This window comes from Brevibacillus soli (assembly GCF_044759095.2).
In the GTDB taxonomy this organism is placed as follows: Bacteria; Bacillota; Bacilli; order Brevibacillales; family Brevibacillaceae; genus JBIYSM02.
Window position 1 is genome coordinate 1 of sequence record NZ_JBIYSM020000067.1, and the last position, 12,265, is coordinate 12,265.

The window sequence follows — 12,265 nt, forward strand, 5'->3', positions numbered from 1 at the left end:
TTCGGAATCTGGGCTCATAACCTCAGAAGAGCAGCCCAAATGGCCAAATAAGCAACGATTAACGGATACAGTTACACAGTAGCCCCCTGAGATTCACCACAATGAGATGCTTCTGCCAAAAAACGATTTTTTCAGGAGTAACTAGCTAATGCCGGGTGGGTTTTCTTACTTGGTGTTAGGTTCGCTGTCGTTCGGTGAAAAGCAGCTTTAAGCACCAGATTCCCGCCAGGCCGACCAGTGTATACACAATGCGGCTGAAAAGGGAATCTGCGCCTCCGAAAAGGGCAGCGACCAGATCAAATTGGAACAATCCGATGAGACCCCAGTTAAGAGCACCAATGATGACAAGTAGCAAGGCCAATCTATCCATGTATGCATACTCCTTTGCATAGAGTTAGTACCATCTTAGCCAGTTTTGCAAACGGTTATTCACGAAGGAACATTCGTTATGGACTCGTGCGATCAGCGCGAGTCTTTTCTATATGAAATGGTGCTTTCGCAGGGAATCTTAAAGAAAGCTTTACAATAGTATCACAATTCAACAACATTCGACCTGTATAGTTTGTACTGTAAAGAACAAAACAAAACAACGATTTTCAAGGAGGATTTTCATCTCATGAAAAAATTCGGTGGTATGATGCTGGCTTTGTCTCTGGCAGGTGCCGTGCTTGCAGGCTGTGGCAACAACGCTGCCCCCGCACCGGAACAATCCAACAATAACGCTGCTGCCCCAGCTCCGGCTGAAAACAAACTGTCCGGCACCATTAAAGTAGACGGTTCCAGTACTGTATTCCCGATTACGGAAGCAGCTGCCGAAGAATTCCAAAATGCAAACCCAGGCGTACAAGTAACCGTAGGGGTATCCGGTACCGGCGGCGGCTTTAAAAAGTTCACTGCAGGTGAAACCGACATCAGCAACGCTTCCCGTCCGATCAAAGAAAAAGAGGCGGCTGCTGCCAAAGAAAAAGGGATCGAATACGTTGAAATCCCGGTTGCCTACGACGGTATTTCCGTTGTCGTAAGCAAGGAAAATACTTGGGTAGACAAACTGACGGTTGCCGAACTGAAAAAGATCTGGGAACCGGACAGCAAGGTAAAAACCTGGAAAGACGTTCGTCCTGAGTGGCCAGCTGAAGAAATCAAACTGTACGGCCCAGGTACCGACTCCGGTACGTTTGAATACTTCACGGAAGAAATCGTTGGCGAAGCGAAGAAGAGCCGCCCTGACTATACTGCTTCCGAGGACGACAACGTTCTGGTACAAGGGATCGCCGGCGACAAGAACAGCCTGGGTTACTTCGGTTACGCGTACTATGAAGAGAACGCAGACAAGCTGAAGCTGGTTCCGATCGATAGCGGTGACGGCAAAGCGGTAACTCCTTCATTTGACACAATTAAAGACGGCAGCTACAAGCCGCTGGCACGTCCGATCTTCATCTATGTAAACAAAAAATCCCTCGAAAAACCGGAAGTAAAAGCGTTTGTACAATTCTATCTGGAGAACGCGCCTGAACTGGTGAAATCCGTATTCTACGTTCCAATGACAGAGGACAAATACAAAGAATCGCTTGCCAAAATTCAGTAATCCTGACCTGAGGATGACAAAGGGGAATGTGGCGTTATGAACAACATAGCGCCACATTTCAACGTGTCAGGAGGAAGAAAGGGGATTGTTCCACGTTGGGTAGACAAGAAACGTTCGTTTTGAGTCAAGACGTACGAGCGAACAAAAGCCAAATCGTCGTGAAGAACGACAAGAAAAACAGAGAGTTTGGCATTCGCTTGTTTTTGATTGTTTGCGCCATCGTTTCGGTTCTTACGACGATTGGCATTGTCGCGGTTCTGTTATTTGAAACCATTGGCTTTTTTCAAGAGGTTTCGCTTCTTTCGTTTTTGACGGACACCAAGTGGACACCGCTGTTTGTTCCGCAGCACTTTGGGATACTGTCGCTGCTGTCCGGTTCCGTTTTGATTACGCTTGGCGCAAGTCTTGTTGCTTTGCCATTCGGACTTATGACTGCTATTTATCTTAGTGAATACGCACATGACAGGGTGCGTCGGACCATTAAACCGATCCTGGAAGTATTGGCTGGTGTTCCGACCATCGTGTACGGCTATTTTGCGCTGACCTTCGTAACGCCAATCATTCGCAGTATTTTTCCAGAAACCGGCGTGTTCAACGCACTGAGTGCAAGTATTGTCGTGGGTATCATGATTTTGCCCATGGTCGCCTCGCTGAGTGAAGATGCGATGCTGGCGGTTCCGCGTTCCTTGCGCGACGCTGCGTACGCTCTGGGTGCGACCAAGCTGGAGGTGGCGACCAAGGTAGTCGTGCCTGCAGGTCTCTCCGGCATCATTTCGTCGTTCGTGTTGGCTTGTTCGCGGGCAATCGGCGAGACGATGATCGTCACGATTGCAGCAGGGGCAACGCCGAAGCTGACGCTCAATCCGTTGGAAAGCATCCAGACGATGACCGCGTTTATCGTACAGGTAAGCGGCGGAGACATCGAGCATGGTTCCATCGAATATAAAACCATTTTTGCAGTTGGCATGACTCTGTTCCTTTTGACGCTGGGCATAAACATCATCGCGCAATGGATCACGCGCCGTTACAAGGAGGAGTATTGATGTCAACGTCTAACCTGATACGTCGAAAAATCTATGACCCGGCCTCTCGCGTCGTCTTTTTGCTGGCTACGCTGGTAGGGGTGGCGGCCCTGGGCATTTTGTTATATCGCATTTTGAATGACGGACTCGGCTGGCTGGACTGGCAGTTCATCACCAGCTTTGCTTCCCGTTTCCCTTCCAAGGCGGGGATTCTTTCCGCGCTGTTCGGAAGCTTGTGGATTATCGGATTAACCGCTCCGATCGCCTTCATTCTGGGCATTGGAACAGCGCTCTACCTGGAGGAGTACGCCCAAAAGGGCTGGTTTACCAACCTCGTGCAAGTAAACATCAACAATCTGGCGGGTGTTCCTTCGATTGTCTTCGGTATCTTGGGTCTCGGTCTGTTCGTAGAGGGCTTCCTGTTCGGCCGGACCATTCTTTCCGGTGCCCTGACCATGGCTCTCTTGGTGCTGCCGATCATCGTGGTCGCTTCCCAGGAAGCCATTCGCGCCGTTCCCCAGCATATGCGCAACGCCGCATACGCACTGGGGGCGTCGAAGTGGCAGACCATCAAAGGGGTCGTGATCCCGGCTGCGTTCCCCAGCATTTTGACCGGCTTCATTCTTGCGCTGTCCCGTGCAATCGGGGAAACGGCGCCGCTCATCGTCGTAGGGGCGGTGACGTTTATCGCTTTTATCCCGTCCTCGCCGCTTGATCCGTTCACGGTTCTGCCGATTCAAATTTTCAGCTGGACGTCGAAACCGCAAGACGAGTTCCGGGCGATTGCTGCTGCCGGCATTATTGTTCTGTTGATTGTACTGTTCACATTGAACGCAACAGCTGTGTACTTGCGCAACAAATACCAGAAGCGCTACTAAAAACAGAAGTCTATCAAGGGGGAGCTGACGATCGTGAGCATCATCGAAGTTCGGGATTTACATCTGTATTACGGACAACACCACGCCCTTCACAATATCAACATGGACATTGAGGAAAACAGCATTACCGCATTTATCGGCCCGTCAGGTTGCGGCAAGTCCACGTTCCTGCGCACGCTCAACCGGATGAACGACATGATTCAGGGCGTAAACATCACCGGAAGCGTAAGAGTGGCAGGCAACGACATCTACGAATCCAAAGTAGACGTGGAAATTTTGCGCAAAAACATAGGGATGGTGTTTCAACAACCCAATCCGTTTCCGAAGAGCATTTACGAAAACATCACCTTTGGTCCCAAACTGCACGGCATCACGGATCGCGACAAGCTGGACGAGATTGTGGAAACCAGTTTGAAATCGGCAGCTCTGTGGGACGAGGTGAAAGACAAGCTGAAAAAGCCGGCGTACGGATTGTCCGGCGGTCAGCAGCAGCGCCTCTGCATCGCTCGTGCGCTTGCCGTCAATCCGCAAATCTTGCTGATGGACGAACCGACCTCCGCGCTTGATCCGATTTCCACCGCGAAAATCGAGGAGCTGCTCGACGAGCTGAAAACGACCTACACCATTGTGATCGTCACACACAACATGCAGCAGGCGGCGCGCATCTCCGATAAAACGGCGTTTTTCCTTAATGGAGACCTGGTCGAATACGACGCGACGCCGGTTATCTTCCAAACGCCAAGTGATAAACGGACGGAAGATTACATCACCGGACGTTTTGGATAAGCATGGTGTATCGTAGAGGCAAAAAGAGCGAACGCACAGGTTCGCTCTTTTTCTTTTGGTGATCGGCTTTTTGCTCATCTAGTGGCAATACTTTCGAATCAACTTTGACGCCCTGGTCTGGCTGATCTTTAAATCCTGCGCCACCTTTCGTGAACTGCCGTATTTTCTGAAGGATCTGACGATGAGGTTTCGTTCCACCTGTTCAATCGCTGCATCCAGCGAAGAGGGGGCAGACGCGGTGACATGCTGCTTTGCATTTTGGTAAATGATATCAGGCAAATCCTTCACATCGATCATGGAATCGGCAGTTACGACGAGTATCCCGATTGAAACAATTCTTCATTGTATCTGCGGTTAGTAGTGTCGACTGCGCAGCAGATGAACCAATCCCAGCATCGCGTAAGACATCACGACGATGGTGAGGACCCAGTAGGTGGCTGTCTCCATATTTCCTGATTCCACGGCAAGATAGATGGCAGTCGGGATCGTCTCCGTCTTGCCGGGAATATTCCCCGCAAACATGAGCGTCGCCCCGAATTCGCCGATACCGCGGGCAAACCCGAACAGGTACGCGGACAGGAGAAACCGCCAGGCAAGCGGCAGTGTTATATGGCGAAATACCTGCCATTCGCTGGCTCCCTCCGTTCTCGCCACATCCTCCAGATCCCGATCCACGGATTCAAAACCGGTTTTCAAGGTTTGGTAGACGAGAGGAAAGGCGACTACCGTGGCGGCGATGACAGCAGCCCACCAGGTAAAAATGACCGGCTGATGAAAGAGCCACTCGATCAGTCTGCCCAGCCAACTGTTTCTACCCAGCAGAACAAGCAGGCCAAATCCGACGACTGTAGGGGGGAGCACCAGCGGAAGCATAAGAAGGGTCTCCACCAGGACCTTGCCCCGAAAAGACGTTCTGGCCATTGCCCAGGAAGCGGCCAACGCAATGGCAAACGCCAGGATACTCGCTGTCAGAGTAACCTCGACGGAGATGAGGACCGGGGACCAAAAATTTTCGTTGTGCATTATTTCTTTACGGGCAGGAAGCCGTACTTCTCAAAGACTTGGATGGCCACCGGACCCTGCAGCCAGTGGTACAGCTCTGCCGCTTCCCCTGAATTTTTTGTCATTTTGACGACGCCGACCGGATAGACGATCGGGCTGCCCGGATCAGCTGTCGCCGCTATCTTTACCTTGTCGGAGGAAAGCGCATCCGTTTTATAGACGATTCCCGCGTCTACGTTGCCGGTTTCCACGTAGGTAAGCACCTGCCGGACGTCTTTGGCAAAGACCACTTTCGGTTGAATGGCTTCCCACATGCCCAGATGGGTGAAAGCCTGCTGTGCGTATGTACCTGCCGGAACCGTCTCCGGGTGTCCGATGGCCAGTTTTTTCACTTCTGCAGCCTGCAGATCCTGAAACTGTCGAATCGAACCCGAGGCGGCCTTCGAGACGATGACAACCAGCTCGTTGCTTACCAGGTTCGTCTGCAGCTGTGCGTCTACAAGCTGTTTCTCAGTCAGTTCCTTCATCTGCCTGGGAGCCGCCGAGACGAACAAATCAGCCGGTGCGCCCTGCTCGATCTGTTTTTGCAAAGAGCCTGAAGAGCCGTACGTGACAAGCAGTTTGACATCCTGATGAGAGGATTCGTACAGAGGGATCAGCTCGTTGAGTGCGTCAAAGAGACTGGCTGCAGCCAGTACATACAATTCTGTCGGGTGTTCTTTCGTTCTCCCACAGCCAGCCGTCATGGCAGCAAGAATCAGCAGGCATACGATCATCCAAGATAACTGTCGCTTCACACTCGAACACTCCTGTATCTATGCATATCTTAATGATACTGGATGCGGGTAGTTATCACAATCACAAGCGCGGAAACAGGCCGGCTGTCACAGCCGGTTTTTTTCTGTTCATCGCCGGTCGAATAGGTTTAACTTTCCAAGGAAAAAATAGGGGCATCGTCTTATATCAGGAGGGGATGTACATGTGGCAAGGCTGGCCGCTTGAACGGATGTTGCTGCTGTTTGTTGGGCTTGCATTTGCATTGATCGCCATTCAGGTAACGCTGTTTCACTCCCGGCAAAATTTTCGTCACTGGGCGATGTGGGTGCCGGTGATCGAACTGCCGCTGTTCGCTGTAGTCGCGATCGTGCTTGCCTTTTACAATGCCGGTTGGCTGAGGTGGCTGTTCGCCTTCATGATGTGGGCAGGCATGGCCGTGGGAGTGTACGGAGCGTACCTCCATACGGTCGGCGTCGGACAGCGAGTGGGCGGATATTCCCAAAGCCAGAACTTTCTCGTCGGGCCGCCGATCGTTTTACCGCTTATGATTACCGCCATCGCAGGGCTGGGTTTGCTGGCCCTGTACTGGGGGTGATGATCCATGGCCAAAAACAGTCATTATCCCGCTTATGATGTGTGGGACGAACATCGGGAATGGGATCCCCACACGCGCCAGATCGTAGGGAAGCGACGCAGTCCGCAGGTGTCCCATCAGTTTTTCAGTCACGGGGAAGCGATGCTGGTACAGGAATTGGCCAGCGTGCTCGTCGACGACCATCGGCTGGAGGTGTTAACGTTTATCACGCAGCATGTGGACGAAGCAGTTGCCAGTCCCATCGGGGAATCCCAGCGGAAAGTAGGTGTCCCAAAGAAAAAGGAGCTGTACCGTCTGGGCCTTCAGGGGGTTAATGAAGTAAGTCAGGACAGGTTTGGAGCCGAATTCCTGGCTTTGCAAAAGGAGCAGCAGCTGGCTGTGCTGACTGCTTTGGAGAGCGGAACCGTTGCCAATTCCAAGACATGGGGCAGTCTGAAGTCAAAGGATTTTTTCAAAAGGCTGCTGCATGACGTCGTGAGCGCCTATTACTCTCATCCGTTGGTCTGGTCCGACATTGGCTACGGCGGGCCTGCGTACCCGCGCGGCTACGTACGGGTGGAAAAAGGTTTGGTTGATCCGTGGGAGGCGAAAGCGGATGGAAAATAAAGACCGCATCACTCATCACACGGATCACTATGACGGGGTTCGCACCAAACAGCTGGACAACCGCAAATACGGTGAAGAAGCGGATGTATGCATTGTCGGGGCCGGAGCGGCAGGCGGGGTGCTGGCATACGAATTGGCCAAAGCGGGGCTGCGTGTTGTCGTAATCGAAGCAGGACCGTTCTGGAACCCGCAGACCGACTTTGCCAGTGATGAACTGGCTACCCAGCGGCTTGCCTGGCAGGAGACGCGACTGGTGGACGGCAGCAATCCGCTGCGCCTGGGGCACAACAACTCAGGACGAGGCGTAGGCGGGGGGACCGTTCACTTTACCGGCGTGTTTTTGCGATTTCATGAGAGTGACTTCATGACGCGCACAGTGGACGGAGTGGGTGAGGACTGGCCGATTCGGTACAGCGACCTGGCGCCCTACTACGACAAGATTGAAAAGGAAATTGCCGTGTCAGGTCCCCGGCACTTTCCATGGGGAGCTTTCAAAGGACCGTACCCGTATCCGGTACGGGAACCGATCAGCGCGAATGCGCAGCTGTTCCGGGAGGCCTGCGCGAAGCTAGGCATCGATAGCGTTGTTGCACCGCTGGCCATTTTGTCGGCCCCGTTTGATGGTCGGCCGCCCTGTATCAACCGGGGCTTTTGCAATCAGGGATGCTTGCCCAACGCCAAGTACAGCGGATTGATTCACCACATTCCCAAAGCGATTGAGGCTGGAGCGGAAGTGCTGTCCGACTGCATGGTGACGCAGCTTCTATCGGACGGCACCAGGGTGACTGCCGCGGTGTTTGATCATGACGGTCAGACGTACCAGCAAAAGGCAAGAATCTTCATTCTGGCAGGATTTGTCGTGGAGACGCCGCGTCTTCTGCTCCACTCCGCCACCTCCCATTTCCCCGACGGGTTGGCCAACTCCAGCGGGTGGGTGGGGAAGGCGATCATGCCGCACAGCAGTCAGGACGTGTACGGAATCCTGCCGGAAGAGGTGCGCATCTACAAGGGTACCCCGGTTCTGGCGCTGACCCAGCACTTCTATGAGTCGGATCGAGAGCGCGGATTTGCCCGCGGCTACACGCTGAACGCCCATGGGGCACGGCCGGTGGCAATGAGCAGCGCGATCGCGACTGAACAGATGGACGGTACCCTGCTGTGGGGCAAACAGCTTCGGGAGGCGATGCTGGACTACAATTATTACGCCCGCGTCACTCTGGTTGGCGAAGTGCTGCCCCATCCCGACAACGCTGTCACCCTTACCGATGAAAAGGATGAGTACGGGATGCCGGTTTCGAAGGTGACGTTCAGCTATCAAGAGAACGATTTGCGCCTGATTGACCACGCGGTGGAGCAAATGAATCGGATCATCGAAGCGATGGGCGGAAAACCGGAGCACGTCGTGGACGATACCGCCCACCTGATGGGGGGATGCCGCATGGGAAGCAATCCGGCGGACTCTGTGGTCAACGAGTTCGGCCAAACCCACGATATCCCCAATCTGTTTATCGCCGGCGCATCCACTTTCGTCACGTCCGGGGGCGCCAATCCGACCAATACAGTAATGGCCCTGGCTGCACGAACCGCCGACTATTTGCTTGACGCAATGCAGCGGCGAGACGTATAGGCTCGTTCACGGAACTGTCGAGGATCCATCTTTCCCACCTGAAGCCGGGTATAGTATACTGAAAGTCAGAGATGTAAGGCAAAGGTGGGTTCTTATGGAAGCAGATCTGATGCAGGTGCTGTATTTGGCTGAGATCTACAAGCTGCTTGGCGATAAGACGCGCTTGACGATTATGGCCCTTCTGCAGGTACGGTCACTCTGCGTGCGGGATCTCGTTGATATCCTGCAAGCCTCGCAACCATCTGTCTCTCAGCATCTGGCCAAACTAAAAACACACGGCTTGGTAAAGGAAAGCCGAAAAGGCCCCTGGGTGTTTTACTCAATCAACACCGACTGTTCCCCTGCTGTCAAGCGGATATTGGAACACTTGCCGGATATGTCGCCGATCGTAAAGGAAAAAGGAATCATCGAAGCAAATGCACTCGGCTAAATGTGAAAGCGTTGGATCTAGGACAGATCCAACGCTTTTTTTAGTTCTTCCTTGTCAAAACCGTGGATGATGACTCGTTCGCCATTGTCCTTTTCAATCAGCGTGACCGGGGTCATGCTGGCACCGAGGTTGACTGCTTCGTTGAAATACGCATCACTTTTGCGGATGTCGCGGTCTTCAAAGGAGACACCCTGCTGAGTCAGCCACATTTTTTCTTCCTGACAGGGTCCGCACGTAGGTTGTGTATACACAATCACCGTATGAGCCACGTTCTTTTCACTCCTCAATCTGTAATGGAGAGATACTTATTTCGTGACGCGCAGGCAAACTCCTGCCGCATCTGCCTCCTTATCGTGCCCGAAAGTGTAATGGGACAATCATTAAACGATTGTTTAACGTTCATTTTGGCTAGAAAATCATTTGGTTTCCCGGAAATATGTGAGGAAGAAATAGGAAGGATACACCCCTAACAGTCGGCGCACATTATATTCAGTGACGTCGAGGAGGTGAATCTGACAATGCCGAAACAAAACAAACCAGCGATGACCCCGGCAGCAAACGCTGCAGCAGCTGCACAAGCTCAAAACACCGCAACTGAATTTGCGAGTGAAACCAACGCAGCGGAAGTTCGTCGTCAAAACCAACAATCCGCTGCAAAAGCGGGTCAACGTATGACTCCAACCGAGTAAGAGTTCCTTCTCGTGCTGACCTCCACCCTTGGTGGAGGTTTTTCGCCGTATCATGCCCTGAAAGGCACGTGTAGGCCGAACGGGTAATTTTCCTTTGCACCTTGTCAAGAATGGGAACGGGTGGTACGGTGGCAACAGGTACCCATACAGGTTGCGAAGGAGAACGTATACATGATCGTAGGTCTTGGCATCGATATCGTGGAAATTGAACGCATCGATTCTCTTCTTAAGCGACAGAAGGGATTGGTTGACCGATTGCTTACGGAACGGGAGAAGGCATTGTTCTCGGGTAAATCAAATGGCAGAAAAGCAGAATGGATTGCCGGCCGCTTTGCTGCCAAGGAAGCGGCAGCAAAGGCATTGGGGACAGGTATCGGTGCCCGGCTCAGTTTCCAGGATATTGAGATTCTGTCAACGGAGGCTGGAAAGCCTGAGCTGAGGATTGCGCCCGACGCATTGGCAGGCATTTTTCCGAAGCAAAGCCCAGGCCTTCGCTTCCATATCAGCATCTCACATTCGCAAGCGTACGCCGTTGCACAGGTCATCGTGGAAGAAGCGTAACTTGTCTGCATATTGGGACGAGGATGGACATAGATATATATCGCGTAGATTAGGAGGGACCACCGAGTCGAGGTAAGGGTGGTCCGCAGCCAATCAAGCGATATCGCGTCCCAAACCAACAGCATATGACGAATCCTGACAGCGGCGTGGTTGCCAATGGCGTGCGGGCTGACATTTTTCCCGGGAAATAGACAGGTAGGCCCTTCTTTGTCGAAAAAGTAGACAAGGAGGAGTTGATTCAATGAAACGGGGAGCATTACCACTGGCATTATTGTTGGTCTTCACCCTGCTTTTGGGCGGCTGCTTCGGCCAAAAAACGCCGGAGGACGTAGTGGGCGATTTGAGCAGCACACTGGATAAAATGGCAGGCTACAAATCCACGGCCGTGTTGACCATGGAGACCGGCTCCACCCCGCAGGAGTACGACATTCAGGTATGGTACGAGAAGCCTACCAATTATCGTGTCGCCCTGACATCAAAACAGCGTGGTATTACACAGATCATTTTGCGCAACGACGAGGGAGTGTTTGTTCTCACACCACATTTGAACAAGAGCTTCCGCTTCCAAAGCGGTTGGCCGGAAAACAATGGACCGCTTTACCTCTACGAGACGCTCGCCAAGAGCATTATTGAGGACACGGAACGCCAGATGCAAATGGATGACAAGCAATACGTTTTCGAAGTAAAAGCCAATTACAGCGGAAACCGCTCTCTGACAAAACAAAAAATTTGGATGACGGAAGATTTCAAACCGACTCGGGCGGAAATCATGGATTCCAGTCTGAACACGCTGGTCAAAATTAACTTCACCGATTTCGTGTTCAATCCTCCGTTTGACAAGGATGCCTTCGACAAGGATCGGAACATGACCACCAGCTCTTTGCCGGTCATTCCGACAATGGGGCAGGTTAACGGCGCTGTCAAACCGCCTTCCAGCCAGTTTGGCGTTATTGAGCCGACTTATCTTCCGGAAGGCGTGAAACAGGTCGGAATCGAGCCGGTCAAGCGCAACGGAGAACAAGTCGTGGTGCTGCAGTACAAAGGAGCGTACAACTACCGACTGCTTGAATCTCGTCCAACTGCTGCATCCGTCTCGTATGAGCAGGGTATGCCTCTGGATTTGGGCTTCACGATCGGGGTTCTGACGCAAAATGCGGATAATCAGCGCACGCTCACCTGGGAGTTGGACGGTGTCGAGTTTACCCTGATCGGCGATTTGCCGGAAGAGGAACTGGTCGAAGTGGCGAAGTCCACCTACGGCGTCGGTGGCAAATAAGCAAGGCAACAGCGGACGGCTTCGGCCGTCCTTTTCCATCGTGTAGGAAAGTTTACGTTTGCTACAGTGTTAACGCATCAGTGTCTTACACTTTCCGGAACGCATAAAAAGCTTCCTCTAAGGACATCCCATACAGCCGCTAGAAAAGTGTTCGGGGGCCCCGCCCGGCGAAGAAAGGGACCCCACTCGGCACAGCGATAGCTAGTTTCCCCTGAAAAATTCCTGGGGTAAGTCAAAAACAAAAGGAATTCAGCTCTCTAAATGGAAGTAGTGTTGTCGAGGCAATACATCCAAAAAGAGGGACTGAATTCCTTTCTTCTTAAAGAAATTCAACAGTGCTCCTCGAAAATCCTTTTTGAGGTGAGCGATTATGTTAAAACTTCGTAACGAGCAAATCACATTGTGGGATACCCTTCTCCCTGAACCAATCC

Annotated in this window: 16 protein-coding genes; 11 read left to right on the forward strand and 5 right to left on the reverse strand. The window is 52.3% G+C overall.

All coding sequences use genetic code 11. The features are described 5' to 3' along the window. Positions 1-175: 175 nt before the first annotated feature. Entirely contained in the window at positions 176-370 is a 195-nt protein-coding gene (locus ACE99V_RS19100; RefSeq protein ID WP_400492808.1) for a DUF378 domain-containing protein, read from the reverse strand. A 246-nt stretch (positions 371-616) separates the two neighbouring features. Between ACE99V_RS19100 and ACE99V_RS19105 the strand changes: the two genes are divergently transcribed. The 4 genes from ACE99V_RS19105 to pstB all read left to right on the forward strand — a co-directional run bounded on the left by ACE99V_RS19105 (position 617) and on the right by pstB (position 4,271). Continuing rightward, complete coding sequence (locus tag ACE99V_RS19105; RefSeq protein ID WP_400492809.1) at positions 617-1,585, forward strand: PstS family phosphate ABC transporter substrate-binding protein; 969 nt, start codon at positions 617-619, stop codon at positions 1,583-1,585. 95 nt (positions 1,586-1,680) lie between these two features. Next, complete coding sequence (gene pstC, locus ACE99V_RS19110; RefSeq protein WP_400492810.1) at positions 1,681-2,628, forward strand: phosphate ABC transporter permease subunit PstC; 948 nt, start codon at positions 1,681-1,683, stop codon at positions 2,626-2,628. Continuing rightward, positions 2,628-3,485, forward strand: a complete 858-nt coding sequence (gene pstA, locus ACE99V_RS19115; RefSeq protein WP_400492811.1) for a phosphate ABC transporter permease PstA — start codon at positions 2,628-2,630, stop codon at positions 3,483-3,485. The genes pstC and pstA overlap by 1 nt, the downstream gene beginning before the upstream one ends. 33 nt (positions 3,486-3,518) lie before the next feature. Continuing rightward, positions 3,519-4,271 carry a phosphate ABC transporter ATP-binding protein PstB gene (pstB, locus tag ACE99V_RS19120; RefSeq protein ID WP_400492812.1) on the forward strand — a complete coding sequence of 251 codons (753 nt, stop codon included), beginning with the start codon at positions 3,519-3,521 and terminating at the stop codon, positions 4,269-4,271. A 78-nt stretch (positions 4,272-4,349) separates the two neighbouring features. Here the strand turns inward: pstB and ACE99V_RS19125 are convergent, their stop codons facing one another. The 3 genes from ACE99V_RS19125 to modA are packed head-to-tail and all read right to left on the reverse strand — an operon-like array spanning position 4,350 to position 6,049. Beyond that, positions 4,350-4,568 carry a TyrR/PhhR family helix-turn-helix DNA-binding protein gene (locus ACE99V_RS19125; RefSeq protein ID WP_400492814.1) on the reverse strand — a complete coding sequence of 73 codons (219 nt, stop codon included), beginning with the start codon at positions 4,566-4,568 and terminating at the stop codon, positions 4,350-4,352. Positions 4,569-4,625: 57 nt separating this feature from the next. After that, a complete protein-coding gene (gene modB, locus ACE99V_RS19130; RefSeq protein ID WP_400492815.1) occupies positions 4,626-5,294 on the reverse strand; it encodes a molybdate ABC transporter permease subunit in 669 nt (222 codons plus the stop codon). Further along, a complete protein-coding gene (gene modA / locus ACE99V_RS19135) occupies positions 5,294-6,049 on the reverse strand; it encodes a molybdate ABC transporter substrate-binding protein (protein WP_400492824.1) in 756 nt (251 codons plus the stop codon). The genes modB and modA overlap by 1 nt, the downstream gene beginning before the upstream one ends. A 203-nt stretch (positions 6,050-6,252) precedes the next feature. Here modA and ACE99V_RS19140 point away from each other — a divergent pair, with 203 nt between their 5' ends. From ACE99V_RS19140 to ACE99V_RS19155, 4 genes are all read left to right on the forward strand, one after another. Then, entirely contained in the window at positions 6,253-6,645 is a 393-nt protein-coding gene (locus ACE99V_RS19140) for a hypothetical protein (protein ID WP_400492816.1), read from the forward strand. Between the two features lie 6 nt (positions 6,646-6,651). Continuing rightward, on the forward strand, positions 6,652-7,251 hold the full coding sequence (locus ACE99V_RS19145; protein WP_400492817.1) for a gluconate 2-dehydrogenase subunit 3 family protein: 600 nt from the start codon (positions 6,652-6,654) through the stop codon (positions 7,249-7,251). Further along, entirely contained in the window at positions 7,241-8,878 is a 1,638-nt protein-coding gene (locus tag ACE99V_RS19150; protein ID WP_400492818.1) for a GMC family oxidoreductase, read from the forward strand. The genes ACE99V_RS19145 and ACE99V_RS19150 overlap by 11 nt, the downstream gene beginning before the upstream one ends. 94 nt (positions 8,879-8,972) lie before the next feature. After that, positions 8,973-9,308, forward strand: a complete 336-nt coding sequence (locus ACE99V_RS19155) for an ArsR/SmtB family transcription factor (protein WP_400492819.1) — start codon at positions 8,973-8,975, stop codon at positions 9,306-9,308. A gap of 17 nt (positions 9,309-9,325) precedes the next feature. Here ACE99V_RS19155 and ACE99V_RS19160 read toward each other — a convergent pair whose 3' ends face one another. After that, complete coding sequence (locus ACE99V_RS19160; protein WP_400492820.1) at positions 9,326-9,517, reverse strand: thioredoxin domain-containing protein; 192 nt, start codon at positions 9,515-9,517, stop codon at positions 9,326-9,328. Positions 9,518-9,826: 309 nt separating this feature from the next. On the opposite strand from ACE99V_RS19160, the gene ACE99V_RS19165 reads away from it, so the two are divergent. From ACE99V_RS19165 to ACE99V_RS19175, 3 genes are all read left to right on the forward strand, one after another. Beyond that, entirely contained in the window at positions 9,827-9,997 is a 171-nt protein-coding gene (locus ACE99V_RS19165; protein ID WP_400492821.1) for a gamma-type small acid-soluble spore protein, read from the forward strand. Positions 9,998-10,168: 171 nt separating this feature from the next. Beyond that, positions 10,169-10,558: a holo-ACP synthase gene (gene acpS / locus ACE99V_RS19170; RefSeq protein ID WP_400492822.1), complete on the forward strand. Its 390-nt coding sequence runs from the start codon at positions 10,169-10,171 to the stop codon at positions 10,556-10,558. A 241-nt stretch (positions 10,559-10,799) separates the two neighbouring features. Next, positions 10,800-11,834, forward strand: a complete 1,035-nt coding sequence (locus ACE99V_RS19175) for a DUF4367 domain-containing protein (RefSeq protein ID WP_400492823.1) — start codon at positions 10,800-10,802, stop codon at positions 11,832-11,834. Positions 11,835-12,265 lie beyond the last annotated feature (431 nt).